The following is a 21,093-nucleotide window of genomic DNA, read 5'->3' on the forward strand; positions in this document are numbered from 1 at the left end:
GTGAGGCTACCCTCGCCGCTGTCAGCGCCGTACCCGATATCGGCCCTTACCGCATGGTGGTCCGCCGGCCGAAATTCGGTGGGCGGCGACGCACGGGTACGGCACCATTCGGAGATGGCCTTCATCGAAGCTGATGGCTTGACCAAACGATTCCGCCGGCCGGTGAAGGACCCGGGTCTGCGCGGCGCGCTGAAACACCTGGTGGTACGCCGGTTCGCCGACCATGTCGCGGTCGACGGCGTCGATCTGCGGGTCGAGGCGGGCGAGGCGGTGGCGTACGTCGGGCCGAACGGCGCCGGCAAGTCGACCACGGTGAAACTGCTGGCCGGCATCCTGGTGCCGACCGCCGGGCAGGTCCGGGTCGGCGGGGTGGTGCCGCACCGGCAGCGGGTCGCCAACGCCCGACAGATCGGTGTGCTGTTCGGCCAACGTACCCAGCTGTGGTGGGATCTGCCGGTCCGCGAGTCCCTGGCCCTGCTGCGTGACCTGTACGACGTCGACAAGGCCACCTACCGGGAGCAGCTGGAGCGCTTCGACGACGTACTCGGGCTCGGTGAGCTGCTGCCGGTGGTGGCCCGCAAGCTCTCCCTCGGTCAGCGGATGCGGGCCGACCTGGCTGCCGCGCTGCTGCACCGTCCCCGGGTGGTCTACCTCGACGAGCCGACCATCGGGCTGGACATCGCGGTCAAGGACCGGGTCCGGGCGTTCCTGCGGGAGCTGCGCGCCGACGGCACCACCCTGATCCTGACCACCCACGATCTCGGCGACATCGAGGACCTCTGCCAGCGGATCGTGATCATCGACCAGGGGCGAATCATCTACGACGGCCCGCTGGCCGGGGTGAAGGACCAGTTCGCCCGGCACCGCTCGATGCACCTGCACCTGGCCGACCCGGTGGAGCTGGACACGGTCGCCGCCGCCGTCGGCAGCGCACAGGTCGCCGCCGGCGCGACGCCGGGCGAGTTCACCGTCCGGTTCGACCGGTTCGCGGTCACCGCCGGCCAGGTGATCGCGGCCGTGTCGGCGGTGTCCGAGGTACGCGACCTGCGCATCGACGAGCCGGCCATCGAGGACGTGGTCCGCAAGGTGTACGCCGGTGAGCTGCGGCTGGTGCCGGCACCGTGACCACGGTCGCCGCCACCGACGCCCCGGCCCGGTCCAGCGGTGTCCGGCCGTACCGGGCGCTGGCCCGGGTGGCGGCCCGCAGCGCGGTCGCGTACCCGTTGAGTTTCGTCCTCGGCATGGCCGGGGTGCTGCTGCAGCTGCTCGCCATGCTGTCCATCTGGGCGGTGCTGCTCGGCTCCGGGACGAGCGTCGGCGGGTTCAGCTGGCCGCAGATGAAGGCGTACCTGCTGATCGCCTATGTCACCGGGTCGTTGATGTCGTTCGGTGACTGGGAGATGGCCGCCCGGATCCGCGATGGCATGGTCGCGGTCGACCTGACCCGCCCGGTCGACTACCAGCGGGCCCGGTTCGCCGAGACGCTCGGCATCGCCGCCGTCGAGGTTGCCTTCTCGCTGGCGGTCTGCGCCGTGGTGCTGGCGGTCACCGGGCCGGTCCCGGTGCCGCCGCCCGGCCAGGCGGCGCTGTTCGCGGTCAGCGCGCTGCTGGTGCTGCCGTTGCGGTTCACCACCGTCTACCTGACAGCTCTGCTGTGCTTCTGGACGCAGAACATTTTTGGCGTTTCGTTGGCCCGGGGAGCGATCACCAACCTGTTCTCCGGGGCGCTGGTGCCGTTGACCCTGCTGCCCGGCTGGCTGCAGGCGATCGCCGCGGTGCTGCCGTTCGCCGGCATGACGTTCACTCCGGCGACGATCTACCTCGGCCAGGCGACCGGATCCGACGCCTGGCTGCTGATCGGCATTCAGGCGGTGTGGACGGTGGCGTTGTGGTGGGGTGCCCGGCTGGCCTGGCGGTCGGCGGTGCGCCAACTGACCGTACACGGGGGTTGATCATGCAATCACGGACCGGCCTGCGCCGGGGGTTGCGGCTCTACCGGCGCAGCCTCGGTGCCCACCTACGGTCCACCCTGGAGTACGAGGCGGACTTCTGGATCCTGGTCGCCGGGTCGGCGCTGACCCAGCTCGTCGGCCTGGCATTTCTCGGCGCGGTCTTCTCCCGGGTGCCGCAGGTCAATGGTTGGACGTTCGCCGAGGTGGTCCTGATCTACTCGATCGTGGTGCTCTCCGACGCGGTCGGGCCGCTGCTGTTCGAGGGCGTGTGGCGGCTGCCGTGGCTGGTCAACAAGGGGGAGCTGGACTACAAACTGATCCGGCCCTACCCGGTGGTGCTGCAGGTGCTCAGCGACGACGTCGGTATCAACGGGCTGGGCAACCTGGTCACCGGTGGGGCGATGTTCGGTTGGGCGGTGTGGCGGGTCGACGTCGCCTGGACCCCGGCGCTGGTCGTCGGCGGGCTGGGGCTGTTCGCCAGCGGCATGGCGGTCAAGCTGTCGATCAGCCTGGCCACCAACTCGTCGGCGTTCTGGCTGCAGAGTCCGCATTCGATCTTCGCGTACGCGGTGCACCAGATCGGTGACCTGGCCCGCTACCCGGTGTCGGTCTACACGTTCGGGGTGCGGCTGGTGCTGGTGGTCGGGCTGCCGTTCGCCTTCGTCGGATTCTTCCCGGCCAGCGCGGTGCTCAGTGCCGGTGGTGGCGATGCCGCCCGCGCCGGGGTCGGTCCGACCTGGCTGGGCTGGCTCACCCCGCTGATCGCCGCCTACTGCGTCGGCGTGGCGGCGCTGATCTTCCGATCCGGTCTGCGCCGTTACGAGTCCGCCGGCAACTGATGGCCGGTCGGCTCAGCTCAGGCCCATCGACTCCACGTACCGCTCTGCGGTGTTCGGGTAGGGCAACGCCAGCGCGTTGCGGCAGTACCGGCCGTCGGCCCGGACCATCAGCTCGGCTTCGATCAGGTATCGGCGGACCGTCACGTGGTCCACCGCACCGCCATCACACCAGCGGCGTAACCGTTCGTCGACCGTCGACTCGTCGTAGACCACGTCGCGTTCGAAACACGCCTGCGCGATGTGCGCCAGCACCGGGCGGCGGCGCGCCTGCCGGGCCGGCAACGAGACGAGACGTCCCTCGCGGATGAACGGGCTCAACTCGGCGCTCATGCCGCCGGACGGTACGCAACCCGCCGCCAAGGTCGCCATCGGTTTTCGGGTGGACGCAGGACACCGATGGGCGTCAGGCGCCGTTTGCGAGGTTCGGTGTGGCGCGGCGGGCGGGTGGCTGAGGTGCCGGGCGCGGGGGAACATCGGCCGGCGGGGCGGCGTTGGATCCCGGCGTTGGACCGAGTAGGTGAGTGGCCGGGCTGATCTGCCGGGCCTGGTCCGCCTGGTCCGTCTGGTCTGTCGCCCGGTGCGGGTGCGGCCGGGTCTGCGGCCCCGCCGGGTGCGGAATGCCGGGCAGCCCCGGGTGGTTGTATCCGGTGCGCCGGTGAGACCGCTTCCCGCCTGGACCGGCGGGTGTGCGCAGGTCGTTGGGCGTTTCTGATCTTGATTTCTTTGTGCGTGTTCTGTTCTGTCCCGTTCGTGACCGGTCATCGCCTGTGGGTCTGGTGTCTGGTTCATTCCCCTCGGAACGGAGATTCTGCTATGAACACGATCTTCCGTAAGTCTGCTCTGTCGGTTGCTGGTCTGCTGACCGCTGGTGGTGTGGTGGCCGCTCCCGCGGTGGCGGCGCAGGCGGCTGGTCCGGGTGCCGCTGATGGTGGTGCGCGTGAGGTGGCGGTGCAGTACGAGGCGCAGCCGAATTTCTACTACTGCGGGCCGGCGGCGACGCGGATCGCGTTGACGGCGCAGGGTCATGCTCCGTCGCAGGACGAGGTGGCGGGCAAGTTGGGGACGACCGAGGCCGGTACCGATTCGGCTGAGGAGACGACCCGGGTGCTGAACGAGGTGACCGGTGGCGACGAGTACGAGACGGTGTCGATCGGTGCGGCCGCGGCGAAGCCGGAGCATGTGGAGAAGCTGAAGGCCGATGTGCGTGAGGCCGTGGACGACGACCGGGCCGTGGTCGCGAACATCATGGGTACGGCGTCGGACGTCGACGGGGTGGCGCACTCGTACGAGGGTGGGCACTACCTGACGGTGACCGGTTACCGCGACGGTGGTGACACGGTGAAGATCGCCGACCCGTACTACGAGGGCCAGGAGTACTGGATGGATCTTGAGGTGCTGGCTGACTGGACCGCCAAGCGCGGCTACTCCGCCTGACCGATGACAGGTGCGCTGGCCGGGTTCCCGTACGGGAACCCGGCCAGCGGCATGTCGGGGGACCGGCCCTACCGTTGCAGCCGGACCGGTTCGCCGGGTCCGCTGCGGCGGACGAGCCAGGCTTCGGTGATGTGCGTGAACATCGCCGCCGCGGCGCCTTCCGGGTCGTGCGCGGCGATGCGTTCGTAGATTCGCCGGTGGCCGCGGTTGGATGCCACGCAAAACTGGTGGTCCGGGACTGGAAATGCAGCGACCTGCCGTACGACGGTGGCATCGGCTAGGGGTGGCGAAGCGGACGACGGTGGGGGCGGCTGACCCCGCGGCAGTACGTGGCAGGTCAGGACGGCATGCCGCTGGGCGGTGCCCCGCCGGGCCCACCGCCGGCCGGTCCACCACCGCCGGGAGCGGCGCCGCCACCGGTCGGTGCCGTCGTGGTGTCGACCGGCACGGCCAGCGTCGCCGCGTAGCCGGCCGAGACGTCACCCGTCACCGTGGCCAGCTGGCTCGCCCCGCCGTCGTCGCCGAAGACGTTGTCGGTGTCGAGGCTGAGCTGGGCGAGGTTGGTGACCGATGAGTCGTAGGCGGGTTCGGCGTACACGGTGTCGCAGACGTCCTGGGGGAGGGCGACCTGGGAGGTGGCGATGGCGTTGCCGGCGTCGGTGATGCTGGCCTCGTCGGGGTAGACCTCGAAGTGGATGTGTGGCCAGCGGCCGGTGTAGCAGCCGGGGAAGACGGTGGCGAAGGTGACCTTGCCGTCGGCGTCGGTGATCTGAACGCCGCGCAGGTAGTTCTGGTCGGTGACGCCTTCGGAGTACATGGAGTAGCGGCCTTCTCGGTCGCAGTGCCAGACGTAGACGGCGACGCCGACGAACGGAACGCCGCCGTTGGCCAAGTCGGTGACGGTCAGCTCCAGGGTCAGCGGCACCCCCTCGGCCGTACCGCTGGACTCGCCAAAGCTGGAGCGGATGTCGCTGCGGACGACGCCGCTCTTCTCGAGGACGTCGGGCCCGTTGGAGCCGTCACCGGGGTACGGCCCAGCGGACTCGTCCGGGATCTCGCCGGTCGCCGCAGCGGCCGTGGCCGCCGCCGAGGTGCCGCCGCTGGCGCCCGTGTTCGCGCTGCAGGCGGCGAGGCCGAGGGTCGCGGCCCCCAGGCCGAACGCCCGCAGCACCTGCCGGCGACCCAGCAGGGTGCCGAGGTCGAAGCCGAGGCCCTGGTCGACGATGTCCTCGTCGGGACGGGCCAGCGGACGTCCCTGGTAGCGCGGGGTGGTGTCCCGGCGGGAGTCGCGTCGCATCCGTTTCTCCGTTCGTCAAGAGGGCTCACTGTCGGGTGTCGTGCGGATCTGCGACCAACCCTCACCGCCGTTGCCCGCAGCCCGCTGGATCCCAGCTGGAAGTTGGCTGTGCCAGTCGGTACGCAAGGATGGGGAACGTGACGACGATGCCGGTACGGGACAGGGTCGAGGCGACGCTGCGGGCGTGGGACGGCTACGAGCGCCGACGTGGTGCCACCCCGGTGATCGACTACGACTGCGCGTCGCTCGACCCGGCCGCCCCACCGCCCACCCCCGCGACCAGCCGGCTCGCCGTACTGGCCGGACTGACCGCCGTCGCCGACGAACTGACTGCCGTCGCCGACGAGCCGGACTGCCGGGCCGACGACCGGCTGCGGGCCCGGGTCGACGCGGACATCACCTACCTGCGGGCCATGCTCGGCGAGCGGCTGCCGCTGACCGACTACATCCGGCGGACCCAGGGCTGCGGTGCGGCGGGCTGGCCGGACGACCACCTCGCGGCGGTCGGCGACCGGGCCCGCGCGAGCCTGGCCGACCTCGGCGTCGACTGGAACGACGGGCTCCCCGGCCAACTGGCCCGTGCCGAAGGAATCCTGCGCCGCCAGGACGTCCCGGACGCCATCGAGCAGGCGGCGGCCGAGCTGGAACCCCTCGTACGCGCGGCGACCGGCACCGCCGCGCCGTACCAGTTGACAATCGAACGGGTCGACGTCGACGCCTACTGGTCGTACTGGCTGGACGGGGCCGGCTCCGCCGCCCGGCTGCGGCTGAACCGGCAGCGCGCCGAGTTCACCGAGACGCAGGCCCGGGTGTTCGCGCTGCACGAGGTGCTCGGCCACGCTCTGCAGTCGGCCAGCTGGTACGCCCAATGGTCAACCGTGGACGACGGTGCGGTACGCCTGCTGTCGGTGCACACGGACACCCAGGTGCTGCTGGAGGGCTTGGCGCAGGCGCTGCCGCTGTTCGTCACCGGCGACGACGCGGCGGCGGTGGCACGGGTGCGGGTGACGCACTACACCCAACTGGTCCGGGCCGGGCTGCACCGGGCGGTCGACGACGGCGTACCGGTCGACGACTGCGTAGCGTGGGCCCGGCAGCGGGTGCCGTTCTGGTCCGACGAGGAGATCGGCGACACGTTGACCGACCGTGGCGTCAACCCGCAGCTGCGGTCGTACCTGTGGGCGTACCCGGCCGGTGTCGACTGGTTCGTGGCGCTCGCCGACCGGGGCGGCGCCGAGACCGGCGCGGCGGTGCTGCGGGCCGCGTACCGTGGCCCGCTGACCCCGGCCGACCTGGCGGTCCTCTGGCCCGCCGGCCCGACAATCGGCGGACCCGGTGCCGACAGTTGACCGGCGGTGCCTGCCGGTGTGGACGGTCCGGCCCGGTGCGGATCGGTACGGGTAGGGTGCGACCGTGACGAAGCGCAAGGACGGTCGGGCCGGGCAGCGGCCGCAGAGCCTCCAGGATGGACAGCGGCGCAAGCGGATCGCCCTGCTGGCCGGTGGTGCCGGGCTGGTCGTCCTCGTGGCGGTGCTGCTGGCGGTGGTGCTGTGGCCGGACGGCTCCGAGGAGCCCCGCGCCCGCGAGTACCGCGACGTCACGGCCTGTCTGCTGACCGGAGCCGCCGGGGTGACCGACCCGGCCGCCGCACCGGTCTGGGCCGGCATGCAGGACGCGTCACTGCAGACCCGGGCCAGGGTGCAGTTCCTCGAAGTCAACGGGCCGCAGACCGCCGACAACGCCGCCGGATATCTCGCCAGCCTGGCTGGCAGCCAGTGTCAACTGGTCCTGGCCGTCGGCGAGGCGCCGACCGCCGCGACGACCGGGGACGCCACCCGTTACCCGCAGGTCGACTTCGTACTCGTCGCCGAGGGCCAGCCGGCGGGCGACGCCGGCAACGTGACTGTGGTGTCAGACGCCGATCCGGCCGCTGTCCAGCAGCGGGTACGCGACCTGGTCGCCGCAGCGGTCGGTGACCCGGCCGACGACTGAGCCCGGGATTAAATCGCCGAGGGTTGATCTAAGTCAACCCTCCGTACGGGCGCTTGTGCGCTCCGCTCATGTCGTCGGAGACTGTCTGATGTCGGCGTGATCAACGTCGGACAGTCTTTGTACACGGGGGCGGGCGGCCATGCGCCGTGCCATCAGTCGTGCGTCCCGCCAGATCGCGACCCTGACGCTGCTGCTCTTCGGACTGACCGTGGTGGTGCCGGCCGGTGCCGTACCGCCCGACTCCTGGCCGACGTCGTGGCTGTGGTCGTGGGCGGTCAACCGTCCGTTGTGGTCGGCAGCGGCAGCCGCCCTCGGCGCGCCGGTGATGGCCGGCCCGGCACCGTTCACCGGCGAGCACCACGTGCCGGCCGGGGAGACCACCGCGGCCGGCGGCGCGGGCCGCCGGGTCAGCCAGGCAGCCGACACACTGCCGCCGTACCAGCCGCACGACCCGACGGCACCGACCACCCCGACCGGTGTCGCCGAGCCCGGATTCGACGCGGCGACCAGCCGCCGGGACGCCGACGAGGCCACCGCCCGCACCGACGTCTACGACAACGCCGACGGTTCCACGACGGTGCGCACCTACAGCCGGCCGGTCAACTACCGGGCCGGCGACGGCAGCTGGCGTCCGATCGACACCGACCTGGTCGAGCGCCGCGACGGGCGGCTGCACATGCGGGCCAACAGCCTGCAGGTGAGCGTCGCCGGCAGCACCGGCGACACCGACCTCGGGGTGCTGGCACTGCCCGACGGCAAGCGGGTCGCCTACGAGCTGGACGGTGCCGCCGATGTCGTCGCCGAGACCGACGGCAACACCGCCATCTACCGGGACATCCTGCCGCACACCGACCTGGAGCTGATCACTTTCGACGCCGGGCTCAAGGAGACGTTGGTCCTGCACTCACCGCAGGCCCCGTCGACCTGGACGTTCCCGCTCGACCTGACCGGGCTGACGCCCCGGCTCACCGCCGAAGGCTGAGTGGAGCTGGTCGACGCCGACGGCACCGCCCGGGTCTGGTTCCCGCGCGGGTTCATGGAAGACAGCAACGTCGACCCGCACTCCGGCGCGCCGGCCCAGTCGCCCGACGTCGACTTCGAGCTGGTCAACCAGCCCGGCGGCGGCCAGGCGCTGAAGGTCACCGCCGACCGGGCCTGGCTGGACGACCCGGCCCGGGTCTACCCCGTCCGGGTGGACCCGACCGCCACCACCGGCACCACCGGCGACGTGTACGTCGACAGTGACACCCTGACCACCAACCACAACGGTGACAACCTGCCGGTCGGCACCTACGACGGCGGCGGCGTCAAGGCCCGCTCGTTCATCCACTTCGACGAGTTCGACGACGACGGGTTCATCGGCAAGCGGATCACCGCCGCCAAACTGAAGCTCTACCTGACCTGGGCCTACAGCTGCTCCGAGCATCGGGCCTTCTCCGTGCACCGGGTCAACCAGGCGTGGACGGTGGCGAACCTGTCCACCGCCAGCCATCCCGGCCCGGCGATCTCCAGCTCGATCGGTTCGCTGACCGTCACCGACAACTATCCGTCCTGCCAGAACACCTCCGGCGACCGCAGCGTCGGCAAATGGGTGACCGTGCCGCTCAACGTCGCAACCTTCAACGACTGGTCCACCGGCGAAACCAACCACGGCCTGGCGCTGACCGCCTCGGAGACCGACTCCAACGGCTGGAAGCGGTTCACCTCGGCCAACTACGGCGGCGGCGCCTACAAGCCGTACGTCGAGCTGACCTACACCGACAACGTCGCGCCGCGGCGCGAAGCCGTTCACCGCCCGCGGCACGTTCGTCGTCGGCGCCGGCATGTGGAACGGATCCCGGGGCAACTTCTGGCCCGGTGAGATCAGCGACGTGCAGGCGTACCAGAAGGCGCTCAGCCCGACCGAGGTCGCCGCCGTGCACGGCGGCACCGCACCGGCAGCCGACGCCCACGTGGTGCGGGAGAGCTACCAGGTCGACGCCAACGGCGAGGTCGTCGCGGCCACCGACGCCAACGGCGACACCACGTACATCACCTATGACGAGGGCGGCAACGCGGTCAAGACCACCGCCCCGGCGGCGTACGCCCAGTCGGTCGACAGCCCGTCGCCGGTGCTGGCCAAGGCCGCCTCCTGGGTTGGCTACAACACGTTCGACGAGGTCACCGACACCCTCGACCCGTCCGGCAACTGGTCGGTGACCAGCTACGACGCCGACCCCGGAGATCACCTACGCCTACGACGCGTCGGGGCAGGTGGCCTCGGTCACCGACCCGTTCAACGAGACCACCGAGTACACCTACGACCAGCTGGGCCGGCTGACCAAGGTGGTCACCCCGAACGACGGCACCACCCGGTACGCGTACAACCTGGCCGGGGACCTGCTGACCACCACCGACCCGACCGGCGCGGTGGCCAGATCCACCTACGACTACCTGGGCCGGCAGGAGACCAGCACGGACGTGGTCCGGCAGACCGGCACCAACCACACCACCACGTACAGCTACGGCCCGGGAGGCCGGCTCGCCCAGGTGACCGACCCGACCGGGGTGACCACCGCCGCGACGTACAACGCGGTCGGGCAGCCGCTGACCGTCACCGACGGGGCCGGCAACACCACCGAGTACACCTACGACGGTGCCGGCCGGATGACCCGGACCACCCTGCCCGACGACAGCTACACCAACGTCGAGCACGATCTGACCGGCCGGGTCCTGGCGACCGCCATGTACGACGCGGCCGGCGTGCAGCTGGTGCGGGAGACCACCAGCTACGACCGGGCCGGCAACGTGACCGCCGCGACCGACGGGCGCGGCACCACCGCCACCTTCGAGTACGACGCCACCGGTGCGCTCACGAAGCACACCCAGCCGATCTCCGGCTCCGACGACATCGTCACCACGTTCGGCTACGACCTGTCCGGCAACCGGACCCGGTTCACCGACGGGCGCGGCAACGCCTTCTGGACCGGGTACAACCCGTGGCATCTGCCGGAGAAGCAGATCGAGCCGTCGACCACCGCGCACCCGGCGGCGGCCGACCGGACGTTCAGCGTCGCCTACGACGCCGCCGGCCGACCGGTGACCCAGTTCCTGCCCGGCGGGGTGACGATCAGCAGCGAGTACGACGAGATGGGCCAGCTGCTGCGTCAGGAAGGCTCCGGCGCGGAGGCGACCACCATCGACCGGGTCTTCGACTACGACCTCGGCGGCCGGATGACCGAGTTCTCCGGCGGCGGTGGCACCAACACGATCAGCTACGACGACCGGGACCTGCCGCTGTCGATCAGCGGCCCGGTCGGCAACTCGACGTTCACGTACAACGGCAGCGGGCAGCTGGCCAGCCGGCAGGACGCGGCCGGCACCACCAGCTACGGCTACGACACCGCCGGGCGGCTGGCCAGCCTGACCAACCCGACGGCCGGCGTCACGATGGGCTACGCGTACAACAACCTGTCGCAGGTCTCACAGATCACCTATGGCGGCACCGGCAACCGTCGGGAGTTCAGCTTCGACGACCTGCACCGCCTCACCGGCGACACGTTGAAGACCTCCGGCGGTACGCAGATTGCGGCGATCGGCTACGGCTGGGACGAAAACGACAACCTGGTCTCGAAGACGACCACCGGGTTCGGTGGTGCCGCCGTCACCAACACCTACAGCTACGACCTGGCCGACCGGTTGACGTCGTGGAACAACGGTTCGGCGACCGTGGTGTACGCGTACGACAAGGCCGGTAACCGGGTGCAGAACGGCGCCAAGCTGTTCACCTACGACCAGCGGAACCGGCTGCTGACCGCCGACGGGACGGCGTACACGTACACCGCCCGTGGCACCCTCGCCGCCGCCGGCACGGTCGCCACGACCGCCGACGCGTTCGGTCAGGTGCACAGCCAGCAGACCGGCGGTGGTGGTCCGGCGCGTACCTACGACTACGACGGGTTGGGTCGGGCGGTACGGCCGGGGTTCGCGTACACCGGGGTCGGTAACGACCTGGCGGCCGACGACACGGCGACGTATGTGCGGGGGCCGTCGGGTGAGGTCGTGGCCGGGACGGCGGGTGGGACGCAGCGGCTGGTGTGGACGGATCTGCACACCGACGTGGTCGGCCAGTTCACGACGACCGGCACCACCCTGGCCGGGGCGACCACGTACGACCCGCTCGGCAAGGTCCTCGCCAGCACCGGAATCGTGGGGAGTCTGGGTTACCAGTCGGAGTGGACCGACGCGGCCACGTCGCGGGTGAACATGCACGCCCGCTGGTACAACACCGACACCGGGCAGTTCGACACCCGCGACACCGCCGCCAACAGCCCGGTGCCGGACTCGATCGCGGCGAACCGCTACCAGTACGGCGACGGCACCCCGTTGACGACGATCGACCCGACCGGGCACTGGGGCAACCCGTTGAAGGCGGCGGCGAAGCTGGCGTCGAAGGCGACGTCGAAGGTGTCCAGCGTCACCCGCCGGGCGGTGTCCAGCGTGTCGAGTTACGGCAGCGCCGCCTACCAGAAGGCGAAGAAGGTCACCAAGACCGCGGCGAGGAAGGTCACCACCGCCGCGAAGAAGAAGGTCACCACCGCCGCGAAGAAGAAGGTCAACCAGGTCAAGGCCAAGGCCGCGAAGGTCAAGAACAAGGTCAAGAAGACGTACGCCAAGGCGAAGAAGACGGTCAAGAAGAAGGTCAACCAGGCCAAGAAGTACGTGGCGAAGAAGGTCGCCAAGGCGAAACAGAAGGTGAAACAGAAAGTCGCCCAGGTCAAACAGGCGGCGAAGAAGGTCGCCGCGAAAGCGACCCGGGTGGTGAAGAAGACCGTCACCGTGGTGAAGGACGCGGCGAACGCCACCAAGAAGTGGGTGGTGGAGCACAAGGACACCATCCTGGAGGTCGCCGCGATCGCCGGCGCGGTCGTCGCCGGGCTGGCCTGTACGGCGGTCACCGCCGGTGCCGGTGCGGTCGCCTGCATGGTGGGCGCGGGTGCGTTGATCAACCTGGCGAAGGATGTGGCGCAGGGCGACATCCACTCCGTCGGTGACGCGCTCGGCTCGCTCGGTACGGGGGCGATCATGGGCCTGGCCGGTGGTGCCGGTGGGGCGATCGCGGCGAAGGTCGGTACGGCGATCGCCGCGAAGGCCGGCTCGGGGGTGACCGCCCGGTTGGCCAGTGACGCGGTGGAGAACGGCATCTCCGATGTCATCTCCCAGGCCGCCACCACCGGACGGGTCGACCTCAGAGCCGCCGCACTCGGGTCGGTGCCGGGACTCAACCTGATCGGCCGCAAGGGCGGCGGTGCAGGCCCCGCACGGGCTCCACCGGGACGCGGCGGCAGCACCGCCGGTCCGTCCGCCTCAAGTGGTCGTGGCGGGTCGGGTCCGGGATGCCGTACGCACAGCTTCGCCCCCGACACCCGCGTCCTGATGGCCGACGGCACCACCCGCCCCATCGCCGACATCAACGTCGGCGACCAGGTCATAGCCACCGACCCGGTGACCGGCACATCGTCGCCGAAACCCGTCACCCAGCTGCACCGCAACACCGACCGCGAGCTGACCGACGTCCGGGTTCGCACCAGAGACAACGACAACCGCGACCGTAGCGACAGCGACGGCGCGACGGTCGTCGTCGAGACCACTCCCAACCACCCCTTCTGGGACGAAGACCGGCAGGCATGGACCAACGCCAGCGACCTCACACCCGGCACCCGGCTGCGGGTAGCCGGTCGCGGCGAGGTCACCGTTGTGTCGGTCCAGACCCGCCGGGACGAGCGGGAGATGCGCGACCTGACAGTCGCCCACACCCACACGTACCATGTACTCGCCGGCGACCACCCCGTCCTCGTCCACAACTGCGGCGGCGGCACGGATGCCACTGGAAGGAAGTGCAGCTGCAGTGTTCCGGACCAGGGCGAAGGTGATTTCGTCTATCGAAATCTGCGACCGGATGAGGATCCAGCGGGTGGTCTGGTTGCGAAGAACCCAGGTGCGACGTACACGCCGGCCGGACATGTGCTGAACGGGAGTCGAGCCAACTGGCGATCGCAGTACATTTCCACCACGAGAAGTTTGGCTGCCGCAGATCAATGGTCATCGGGGCGTATGGTTAGGATTGATCTTGACAAGGTTTCAGGTGGCGTTTTCGATCTATCCACTGACGCGGGGCGGGCGCAGCATGGCATCAAAGGTTTTACTGCAATCAATAGAGCTAAATCTTCCGGAGAGGTGCTACTGACGGGTCGGGTGCCCGCCGATGCAATCTCTTGGGTCGTTGGAGGTCCATCGTGATCATTGTCTCGCAGGAATTGCAGTTTCTGGCTGACTCCTGGAAGGAGTTCGATCTTTCGCTTCGAATGAACCGTGGGCTAGATGAGTCGGCGTTGGAGTCGCTCAAGTCCGCTCTTGGGGCATGTGCCTCGGCTTGGGCGAATCTTGATGCTATCCCACGACTGGGTGTCAACATACTAGTCGACATATTTCCGGCAACCGAATCGAACTCGAATTCATATGCTGGGGAAGTTGGGGAGCGAATCATGGCTATCGCATTTGAGCTGCAAGAACTAGTGTCGGACTGCGTTCAAATCGATGAGGGCTTGTTGTAGCGAGGCAGGCTACATCGATATGTTTCTCTGAGTGTCCATCCGCCAGAACCGGTGATGACCTCGGTGTCCCTGGGGCCTACGGAAGTGGGTCAGAGTTGGCGGAACTCGCCCTTTTCTGCGCCGTCGAGGAAGCAGTCCCACTCCTCTGGGGTGAAGATGAGGACCGGGCCGTCCGGGTTCTTGGAGTCGCGGAGCGCGTACGCCTGACCCAGGTTGGCGACCTCGACGCAGCCACCGTTCGTGGATGACTTTCTGCTCTTGCGCCAGACGGCAGTGCTGAGGTCGAGGTCGGGGGTCACGTGCTGCTCCTCGTCGGTCAACCCGTGGCGCGGGTCAGGGCGGTGATCAGCTTGGCGCTCTCGGGTGGGCTGAGCGCGGCGGCCGTGATGTGGTTGTACGCCAGGTTACACCGGCGCAGGTCCGCGTCACGTTCGAGATAGAGGCCGCCTGCCTGACCTTCCACGTAGACGACGGGGGAGTGGATGTCCTCCTCGAAGTCGAAGATCGTGAACGCGCCGAGCTCACCGGGGTAGCTGCCGTGGCTGTACGGGACGACCTGGAGGGTGAGCCATCGGCTGGCCTTGACGGTGTCGAGGATGTGGGCCAGCTGGGCGCGCATGGCGCCGGTGCCGCCGACCCGGCGGTGCAGGACCGCTTCGTCGAGGATGATCCAGGTCTGCGGCGGGTCCGCGAAGATCCGCTCCTGGCGGGCGCGGCGGATCTGCACCTGCCGTTCGATCTCATCCGGCGTGAGTCCAGGCGTATGCGTCGAGACGATCGCGCGGGTGTAGTCCTCGGTCTGCAGGAGTCCGTGGACCATCAGCGGCTCGAAGACGCGGATGCTGGTCGCCGAGGACTCCAGGCTGAGGAAGGTCGCGAACTGCTGGGGCACCATGCCGAACTTGGACCACCAGCCGCGTTCCTTGCCGCGCTTCTGCAGCTCGATCAGGTCGTTGCGGGCGGCCTCGTCGGTGACGCCGTACATGTCGAGCATGACCATGAGCTCGGCGCGGTTGGTGCCGACGTAGCCGGCCTCGACCTTCTTGATCTTCGACTCGGAGCAGCCGAGTTTGTCGGCGACGTCTGCCTCGGTGAGGTTGGCGGCGCGGCGTAGGCGGGTGAGCTCCTCGCCGAGCTGCCAGCGCGGGATGGTTGGACCGACGACCTTGGGCACGTCTGCCTCCACAGTGGGTGAGGTGGATTCCGCCATCTTGGACCATCCATGCCTGTCGGCGCAACCAGGCTAGCGCGATCCATCTTGATCATTAGGGCCGACCGATCGAGATGGTCGCAAGATTTTTCCATGGAAGAATTGACGGACCAGATTCGGCGTGCCACTGTCGATCCAAGCGAGTTACTGGATCGCGACGATCTGTGATCTTCAGTCCTCTGTGCCGGTGGCACCCGTTCCGTCGCCGGCCAACCTCGTGCACCCGTAGGAGTCCTTCGATGCCTTCGCTGCGCTCTGACCTGCCCGAAGACGGCCCACCGGTCGGGGAACCCGAGCGCGGCGATACGTCCGACCGGTGGCCGTTACGTGGGGTCCTGATGTGCGCGGCGTGTGGGCGGCGGATGCAGCCGTTGCGGACCGCTGACGGCGGTCGGGCGTACCGGGGGCCGTGTGGTTGCCGGCTGGGCCCGGTAGACGCGGGTCGGATCGAGCGGCTCGTCGGCCTGTCCATCGCCCGCCGCCGCCCCGACCTGGCCGCTGTGTCGCCGCCGCGCACCGACGCCGACGTGATCGGCGAGGCCATCGATCAGGTGTACGTCGGTGCCGACGCCGACGACCTGCTGATCGTCTGGCGCACCTGAGCCGCCGCCCGTCGTCGCTGCCGAGGTGGGCGTGGCGGCGGGCGGCATTCCACGCCCCTTGTTCTGAGCACTTTGCCGAGGAGCCTGCCTAATGTCCACGTACCCGCTGGCCGACGACCTGTTCCGGATGGCCCACCACCGGTTGCACGGCCGACCGTTGCTGCACCCCCGCGCGCTCAGCCACGGACTGGCCGCCGCGCTGCTGGCCGAACTGCTCTACCCGCAGCGGATCGCCGTGCGCCGCGGCCTGGTCGTCGTCGGCGCGACCGTCGCCCCGCCCGACGACCTGGTGCACGGCATCCTCGCCCAGATCCGCGCGGCGCCGACCCCGCAACCGGTGAAGACCTGGGTCGGTCTGCTCAGCGAGACCGCGGTCCGGCAGGTCGCCACCCGACTGGCCCGCGCCGGCCACGTACGCCGGGAAGTGACCCGCCGCCGCCTCGTCGGTCGCGGCGAACGGTGGGTGCCCACCGACATGAACACCGCCGGCTGGCCCGCCGTCCGGCTGGCCACCGCGCTGCGCGCCCGCCGCCGCCTCCACGTCACCGATCAGGGTCTGGCGGCGTTGACCTGGGCCTGTGGTCTCGACCGGCACATCCTCAACGGTGCGCCGCCGCACGCCTACGACGACCTGCGCATCCTCGTCAACCACGGCTGGCCGCCGATCGTCGACCTGGCCCGGCAGACCCGTGCGGCACTCGGCCGTACCGTCGCCGCCCACCGTGGCTGACCGGCGGCGGCTGATGATGGTCGACTACCCCGACCCGGCCGGATACCCACTGGCCGCACTGATCCACTGTGCGGACTGCCGGACCCCGATGACCCCGGCCGTCCGTGCCGCCACCCGCGTCTACCGGTGCACCGGTGCGTGCCGCAACGAGATCGACGCCCTGCACGCCGAAACCCTGATGTGGGACCGGGCCGCCGCCCGGCAACCACAGCTGGCCCGACCGCATCTGCCGGCCGACCGGCGGCGCGAGGTCTTCGCATCCCTGCTGACCGAGGTGTACGCCCGAGGCCCGTCGAGCTGGCTGTCGCTGCGTGCCTCCTGGATCGACCGTCGGCGACGGGCCGGCCCGACGCCGCCCCCGGCCGGGTGAGCCGAGCCGTCGCCGCCGACCGGAGTCATGTCTCGCCCGCCCTGGAGAGAAGGAACAGGTTATGGATGTCTGCGCGTTGACCAGCGCTGCGGTGCTCGGCTACCTGGCCGGGCTGTTCTCGTTCCGGGTCAAGAGCCGCTGGTGCCCCAAGTGCGGCGAACTGACCACCACCCCGCCACCGCCGTTCAACCCCGGCGCAGCCGGCCGCAACGACGACACGGCCGATCATGGAATCTCAGCGCCCCATGGTCGAGCGGCTGCCTGATCGACCCCACACGCTAGCCTTCCGGCGTGCCTGAACTGATCGCACCGACCATCGAGCTGCACCCCTCGTGGCTCGACGCCCCCGACGAGTGGGGACACGGGACGGGGCCGCGATGACGGCGGCGACGCCGCGTACCGAGCGGGAGGCCGTCGAGATCCAGCGCGAGCTGGCCCGCCGGGTCCGGGTCGACCAGCCGATGGCCGACCCGCCGAGGTTCGTCGCCGGCGTCGACGTCGCGTACGAATCGGACTCGTCGGCGGCGGGCCGACTCGCCGGTGCCGTCGTCGTGCTCGACCTGGCCGACGACCTGTCCGTCGTGGCCAGCGCGACCGCGACCGGCGTCTGCGACTTCCCGTACGTTCCCGGCCTGCTCGCGTTCCGCGAGGTTCCGGTCCTGCTCACCGTCCTCGACCAGCTCACCGTCCGCCCGGACCTGCTGGTCTGCGACGGGTACGGCGTCGCGCATCCGCGCCGCTGCGGCCTGGCGAGCCACCTGGGCGTGGTCACCGGCATCCCGGCGTACGGTGTGGCCAAGACGGCGTTCGTCAGCACCCACGGCGAGGTGCCGCCCGAGCGCGGCGGCTGGGCCGACCTGGTCGACGGCGGTGAGGTGGTCGGCCGGGCGCTGCGCACCCGCACCGGCGTCAAACCGGTGTACGTGTCGGCCGGGCATCTCATCGACATCGCCCAGGCGACCGAGATCACCCTGCGCCTGACGCCTCACTACCGGCTGCCGGAGACGACCCGCCTAGCCGACCGCGCCTGCCGGGAGGTTTCCCGGCACGGCTGAAACCGCGCGCCTCCGCCACACGTCTGGGGGGATGTCGGTCGAATTGGGAACATCGACCGGGACCCCGGCGGCGGGTGGGTAGCCGTCGCCGCCGGGTCACCGACAGTCGGATGAGGGTGAAACGTGGTGACGAGCCGATGGATCACGGGTCTGGGAATCGCCGTGCTGGCCGGCGCGGTGGCGGCGTGTGGCACGACCGCACCGGCCGGTGACGCGACGCCGACGTCCGACCCGGACCCGACGACGGTGACCGGGACCCCGACCACCAGCCTGGCACCGCCGCCGGAGCCGACGGCACCCACGGGCGGTCTGCCGCAGGTGCTGTCCGGCACCCGGCAGGTCACCATCGTGCGGGCCGAGGCGTTCGAGTCCGGGCTGTCGATCACCGACGACGGACGGTTGGCCGAGGTCGACGGCGACGAGGGCCGGCAGTTGTTCGTCGTGGTCCCGTTGCAGGGGCGGCTGTTCCTGATCGAGTCGTACCAGGCGACCGGCGGCGGCCCCGGTGCCGGTGACCCGGTCTGCTGGCGGGTGCACAACCCGGGAGACGGGGGATCGCTGTCGGTCGAGGGTGCGGCCTGCGACGCCGGGGACCCCCGGCAGCGGTTCGCGATCGTCGCGGCCGACACCGGCGCCGACGACACCTTCATGATCAGCAACAGTTCGGCGTACCTGCGCACGTCGGCCCGCTCCGGGCTGATCCTGGAGGAGCAGGGCGACGGTTCGCCGACCCCGGACGGGTTCCGGTTCACCGACAACGGGCCGGCGCCGACCCGGTGACCGGCGGAGGAACGACCAGGTGACAGGTGGAGCACGACGATGCGTGACGCCGACGAGTTCGACGCCTTCTACGCCGCGTCCGCCCAACGGGTGCTCGGACACCTGTCCGTGGTGCTCGGCAACCGGGCCGACGCCGAGGACGCGGTCGCGGAGGCGTACGCCCGCGCGTGGGACCGGTGGCGGTCCGTGCGCGACTGTGACAGCCCCGAAGCCTGGGTACGCACGGTCGCGTACCGGGTCGCGGTGAGCTCCTGGCGTAAGGCGGTGAACCGACTGCGCGCTCACCGCCGCGACGCCAACGGCCACCAGGTCGACGACGTGTCGGCCGACCACGTCGCGATCGTCGCCGCGTTGCGCCGGCTCGGTGTCGACCAGCGCCGGGCCGTCGTGCTGCACCACCTGGTCGGCCTGAGCGTCGCCGAGATCGCCGCGGAGACCGGCACCAGCCCGAACACGATCAAGACCTGGCTGGCCCGGGGCCGCAAGGCGCTGGCCGTACACCTGACCACCAGCGGCGACGAAGGGCGGAGCCGTGCCGTCTGACGACCGATTCGACGAGACGCTGCGCGACGTGGCCCGGCGGGCCGGGCAGACCGGCCGGCTCGCCCCGGCGGCGGACATCCGGCGGCGCGGCGAGACGCTGCGCCGACGCCGACGTGCCACCACCGCCGCGCTGGCGGTGACGCTGGTCGGAGCCGTCGGCGCGGGCGTCGCTGTGATCCAGTTGGTGACCGCCGCACCGCAGCTGCCGGTCGGGCCCGCCGGCCCGACAATGAGCGTGCCGTCCGGATCGCCGTCCGGTGCGTCGACTGGATCGCCGACCGGGGCGCCGGCCTCCGTCGGGGACGATCCGCTGCTGTCCGGGGACCGCCAGGTCGCGATCGTGCGTACCGACGCGTTCGAGTCGGCGGTGTCGCTGCTCGACGACGGCCCGCTGGGCGAGGTCGACGGGACCGAGGGCCGGCGGCTGTTCGTCATTGAACCGGCCGGGGCGGACACCTTCCGGATCCGCGCCGCCGAACCGAACCCGGACGGCTCCGACGCGTGCTGGCAGGTCAGGTCGTCGGGGGCGGACCCGCTGACCGTCGTCGCGGCGGACTGCGTGGCATCTGAGCCGCGGCAGCACTTCTCGATCAGCGCCGTGGAACGGGATGGTGGGGAACCGTCGTACGCGATCAGCAGCGCCTCGGCGTACCTGCAGCACTCCGCCACCCGGGGGCTGATCCTCGAAGAGCTGGGCGACGCGACGCTGACGACATACTTCCGGCTAGTCGACAATGGTCCTTCGCCGGGGTGAGCCGCCCGGCCCGGCGGTTTGACGGTACGGCTGACTGTCGCGCTTGTACGTACTGCTCTCGCCGCTGGGCTTCGTCGTCGAATACCGTCGAGGTGCCGATCGATCAGTCGGCATCCGATGGTCTGACGACAAGATTTGCGGGTCAGGTGGTCACGGTGAACACAAACTCTGCCGGTGCGTTGGCGAAGTCCTTCCAGTTTGTTCACAAGAATCTCGACGGGTTCAAGATCAAGGAAAAAGTCGACTCGATGGGGATCAACGGCTACATCAACTACTGCGCCGGTCTGGCCGCCGGCACCGGCGCCGCTGCCGGGCTCGGCGGCGGCGTGACGCTGGCCCTGGGCATCCCCGCCGACCTCGCCAACACCGTCGCCCAGCAGTTCCGGGTCACCCTCGCGGTGATCTACTACCGGACCGGGCGGTACGCGGTCAGCTTCCCCGAGTTCATGAAGATCGTCGGACTCTCGATCGGGGTGAGAGTGGGCATCAAGGGCGTCGAGTTCCTCGCCCTGCGGGTCGCGCAGGAACTGCTCAAACGGCTCACGGCGCGCACTCTGGGCAAGGCGGTGCCGATCGTCGGAGCGGTGGTCGGCGGAGGGCTGAACTTCGCATTCATCAAGGCTGTCGGCTCGACGCTGCTCGCGTTCGAGGACCAGATCTTCAACGATGTTGCCGAGCGACCGGCGATCGGCGGTTGATCTCCGGTTGATGGCGGGACGGCGGAATGTCGGCCGCCCCGCTGCGGTTGTTACCCGGTGCGTCCCGTGGCGTACGCGTCGATGTGATTTCCGCACGCGGAGCGTTCCGCGCGGTCGGGAATGGGCGTGGTATCAGCCCTGACCGCCGCGCTGGGCACCGACTGACCGATTGTCCCGTTCGCGGGGTCCGGGTCGCTGCCAGACGATCAGTGCCCGGATCTTCCGCACCCTCCCGGAACGGAGA

General features: G+C 70.0%; 23 protein-coding genes. 18 read left to right on the plus strand and 5 right to left on the minus strand.

Annotation, left to right across the window (positions count from 1 at the left end; genetic code table 11):
• Positions 1-138: 138 nt before the first annotated feature.
• Genes ACFHWT_RS01920 through ACFHWT_RS01930 form a run of 3 tightly spaced genes read left to right on the plus strand, consistent with a single transcriptional unit; the run spans position 139 to position 2,791 of the window.
• A complete protein-coding gene (locus ACFHWT_RS01920; RefSeq protein ID WP_416592840.1) occupies positions 139-1,125 on the plus strand; it encodes an ABC transporter ATP-binding protein in 987 nt (328 codons plus the stop codon).
• Positions 1,122-1,952: an ABC transporter permease gene (locus ACFHWT_RS01925; protein WP_282231521.1), complete on the plus strand. Its 831-nt coding sequence runs from the start codon at positions 1,122-1,124 to the stop codon at positions 1,950-1,952. The genes ACFHWT_RS01920 and ACFHWT_RS01925 overlap by 4 nt, the downstream gene beginning before the upstream one ends.
• Before the next feature lie 2 nt (positions 1,953-1,954).
• The gene (locus tag ACFHWT_RS01930; protein ID WP_416592841.1) at positions 1,955-2,791 is read left to right on the plus strand and encodes an ABC transporter permease; all 837 of its coding nucleotides are present in this window, start codon (positions 1,955-1,957) and stop codon (positions 2,789-2,791) included.
• Positions 2,792-2,803: 12 nt separating this feature from the next.
• Here ACFHWT_RS01930 and ACFHWT_RS01935 read toward each other — a convergent pair whose 3' ends face one another.
• Complete coding sequence (locus ACFHWT_RS01935; RefSeq protein WP_416592842.1) at positions 2,804-3,121, minus strand: DUF2087 domain-containing protein; 318 nt, start codon at positions 3,119-3,121, stop codon at positions 2,804-2,806.
• 483 nt (positions 3,122-3,604) lie between these two features.
• Here ACFHWT_RS01935 and ACFHWT_RS01940 point away from each other — a divergent pair, with 483 nt between their 5' ends.
• Entirely contained in the window at positions 3,605-4,225 is a 621-nt protein-coding gene (locus ACFHWT_RS01940; protein ID WP_416592843.1) for a C39 family peptidase, read from the plus strand.
• Positions 4,226-4,293: 68 nt separating this feature from the next.
• On the opposite strand, the gene ACFHWT_RS01945 is transcribed toward ACFHWT_RS01940, so the two are convergent.
• Positions 4,294-4,566: an FCD domain-containing protein gene (locus tag ACFHWT_RS01945; RefSeq protein WP_416592899.1), complete on the minus strand. Its 273-nt coding sequence runs from the start codon at positions 4,564-4,566 to the stop codon at positions 4,294-4,296.
• Complete coding sequence (locus tag ACFHWT_RS01950) at positions 4,563-5,522, minus strand: intradiol ring-cleavage dioxygenase (protein ID WP_416592844.1); 960 nt, start codon at positions 5,520-5,522, stop codon at positions 4,563-4,565. The genes ACFHWT_RS01945 and ACFHWT_RS01950 overlap by 4 nt, the downstream gene beginning before the upstream one ends.
• Positions 5,523-5,659: 137 nt before the next feature.
• Between ACFHWT_RS01950 and ACFHWT_RS01955 the strand changes: the two genes are divergently transcribed.
• From ACFHWT_RS01955 to ACFHWT_RS01975, 5 genes are all read left to right on the plus strand, one after another.
• Complete coding sequence (locus ACFHWT_RS01955) at positions 5,660-6,871, plus strand: hypothetical protein (protein ID WP_416592845.1); 1,212 nt, start codon at positions 5,660-5,662, stop codon at positions 6,869-6,871.
• 64 nt (positions 6,872-6,935) lie between these two features.
• Complete coding sequence (locus ACFHWT_RS01960; protein WP_416592846.1) at positions 6,936-7,514, plus strand: hypothetical protein; 579 nt, start codon at positions 6,936-6,938, stop codon at positions 7,512-7,514.
• A 139-nt stretch (positions 7,515-7,653) separates the two neighbouring features.
• Positions 7,654-8,496 (plus strand): hypothetical protein, encoded by an 843-nt coding sequence (locus tag ACFHWT_RS01965; protein ID WP_416592847.1) that lies wholly within the window; start codon positions 7,654-7,656, stop codon positions 8,494-8,496.
• Positions 8,497-9,375, plus strand: a complete 879-nt coding sequence (locus ACFHWT_RS01970; protein WP_416592848.1) for a DNRLRE domain-containing protein — start codon at positions 8,497-8,499, stop codon at positions 9,373-9,375. It begins immediately after the preceding gene.
• 392 nt (positions 9,376-9,767) lie between these two features.
• The gene (locus ACFHWT_RS01975) at positions 9,768-13,793 is read left to right on the plus strand and encodes a polymorphic toxin-type HINT domain-containing protein (RefSeq protein ID WP_416592849.1); all 4,026 of its coding nucleotides are present in this window, start codon (positions 9,768-9,770) and stop codon (positions 13,791-13,793) included.
• Between the two features lie 403 nt (positions 13,794-14,196).
• On the opposite strand, the gene ACFHWT_RS01980 is transcribed toward ACFHWT_RS01975, so the two are convergent.
• Together ACFHWT_RS01980 and ACFHWT_RS01985 are read right to left on the minus strand one after the other, a co-directional pair.
• Positions 14,197-14,406 (minus strand): DUF397 domain-containing protein, encoded by a 210-nt coding sequence (locus tag ACFHWT_RS01980; protein ID WP_282228286.1) that lies wholly within the window; start codon positions 14,404-14,406, stop codon positions 14,197-14,199.
• A gap of 17 nt (positions 14,407-14,423) precedes the next feature.
• A complete protein-coding gene (locus ACFHWT_RS01985; protein WP_416592850.1) occupies positions 14,424-15,317 on the minus strand; it encodes a helix-turn-helix domain-containing protein in 894 nt (297 codons plus the stop codon).
• 239 nt (positions 15,318-15,556) lie between these two features.
• On the opposite strand from ACFHWT_RS01985, the gene ACFHWT_RS01990 reads away from it, so the two are divergent.
• From ACFHWT_RS01990 to ACFHWT_RS02030, 9 genes are all read left to right on the plus strand, one after another.
• On the plus strand, positions 15,557-15,919 hold the full coding sequence (locus tag ACFHWT_RS01990) for a zinc ribbon domain-containing protein (RefSeq protein WP_416592851.1): 363 nt from the start codon (positions 15,557-15,559) through the stop codon (positions 15,917-15,919).
• Positions 15,920-16,010: 91 nt separating this feature from the next.
• Positions 16,011-16,649 (plus strand): GOLPH3/VPS74 family protein, encoded by a 639-nt coding sequence (locus tag ACFHWT_RS01995; RefSeq protein WP_416592852.1) that lies wholly within the window; start codon positions 16,011-16,013, stop codon positions 16,647-16,649.
• The gene (locus tag ACFHWT_RS02000; RefSeq protein WP_416592853.1) at positions 16,642-17,019 is read left to right on the plus strand and encodes a hypothetical protein; all 378 of its coding nucleotides are present in this window, start codon (positions 16,642-16,644) and stop codon (positions 17,017-17,019) included. The genes ACFHWT_RS01995 and ACFHWT_RS02000 overlap by 8 nt, the downstream gene beginning before the upstream one ends.
• Before the next feature lie 61 nt (positions 17,020-17,080).
• Positions 17,081-17,284, plus strand: a complete 204-nt coding sequence (locus ACFHWT_RS02005) for a hypothetical protein (protein WP_416592854.1) — start codon at positions 17,081-17,083, stop codon at positions 17,282-17,284.
• 112 nt (positions 17,285-17,396) lie between these two features.
• Positions 17,397-18,074 (plus strand): endonuclease V, encoded by a 678-nt coding sequence (locus ACFHWT_RS02010; protein WP_416592855.1) that lies wholly within the window; start codon positions 17,397-17,399, stop codon positions 18,072-18,074.
• Positions 18,075-18,200: 126 nt separating this feature from the next.
• A complete protein-coding gene (locus ACFHWT_RS02015) occupies positions 18,201-18,854 on the plus strand; it encodes a hypothetical protein (RefSeq protein WP_416592856.1) in 654 nt (217 codons plus the stop codon).
• A 39-nt stretch (positions 18,855-18,893) separates the two neighbouring features.
• A complete protein-coding gene (locus ACFHWT_RS02020; protein ID WP_416592857.1) occupies positions 18,894-19,397 on the plus strand; it encodes a sigma-70 family RNA polymerase sigma factor in 504 nt (167 codons plus the stop codon).
• Positions 19,387-20,151 carry a hypothetical protein gene (locus tag ACFHWT_RS02025; RefSeq protein ID WP_416592858.1) on the plus strand — a complete coding sequence of 255 codons (765 nt, stop codon included), beginning with the start codon at positions 19,387-19,389 and terminating at the stop codon, positions 20,149-20,151. The genes ACFHWT_RS02020 and ACFHWT_RS02025 overlap by 11 nt, the downstream gene beginning before the upstream one ends.
• 155 nt (positions 20,152-20,306) lie before the next feature.
• On the plus strand, positions 20,307-20,849 hold the full coding sequence (locus ACFHWT_RS02030; protein ID WP_416592859.1) for a hypothetical protein: 543 nt from the start codon (positions 20,307-20,309) through the stop codon (positions 20,847-20,849).
• The last annotated feature ends 244 nt before the right edge of the window (positions 20,850-21,093 follow it).

It is taken from the genome of Micromonospora sp. LOL_021 (assembly GCF_048060215.1).
Classification (GTDB): domain Bacteria; phylum Actinomycetota; class Actinomycetes; order Mycobacteriales; family Micromonosporaceae; genus Micromonospora_E.

Excerpts from the sequence above, each read along its gene's own strand:
- ACFHWT_RS01930 (WP_416592841.1), top strand. The coding sequence starts at position 1,955 with ATGCAATCACGGACCGGCCTGCGCCGGGGGTTGCGGCTCTACCGGCGC.
- ACFHWT_RS01935 (WP_416592842.1), bottom strand. The coding sequence starts at position 3,121 with ATGAGCGCCGAGTTGAGCCCGTTCATCCGCGAGGGACGTCTCGTCTCG.
- ACFHWT_RS01940 (WP_416592843.1), top strand. The coding sequence starts at position 3,605 with ATGAACACGATCTTCCGTAAGTCTGCTCTGTCGGTTGCTGGTCTGCTG.
- ACFHWT_RS01950 (WP_416592844.1), bottom strand. The coding sequence starts at position 5,522 with ATGCGACGCGACTCCCGCCGGGACACCACCCCGCGCTACCAGGGACGT.
- ACFHWT_RS01965 (WP_416592847.1), top strand. The coding sequence starts at position 7,654 with ATGCGCCGTGCCATCAGTCGTGCGTCCCGCCAGATCGCGACCCTGACG.
- ACFHWT_RS01985 (WP_416592850.1), bottom strand. The coding sequence starts at position 15,317 with ATGGCGGAATCCACCTCACCCACTGTGGAGGCAGACGTGCCCAAGGTC.
- ACFHWT_RS01990 (WP_416592851.1), top strand. The coding sequence starts at position 15,557 with ATGCCTTCGCTGCGCTCTGACCTGCCCGAAGACGGCCCACCGGTCGGG.
- ACFHWT_RS01995 (WP_416592852.1), top strand. The coding sequence starts at position 16,011 with ATGTCCACGTACCCGCTGGCCGACGACCTGTTCCGGATGGCCCACCAC.
- ACFHWT_RS02005 (WP_416592854.1), top strand. The coding sequence starts at position 17,081 with ATGGATGTCTGCGCGTTGACCAGCGCTGCGGTGCTCGGCTACCTGGCC.
- ACFHWT_RS02010 (WP_416592855.1), top strand. The coding sequence starts at position 17,397 with ATGACGGCGGCGACGCCGCGTACCGAGCGGGAGGCCGTCGAGATCCAG.
- ACFHWT_RS02020 (WP_416592857.1), top strand. The coding sequence starts at position 18,894 with ATGCGTGACGCCGACGAGTTCGACGCCTTCTACGCCGCGTCCGCCCAA.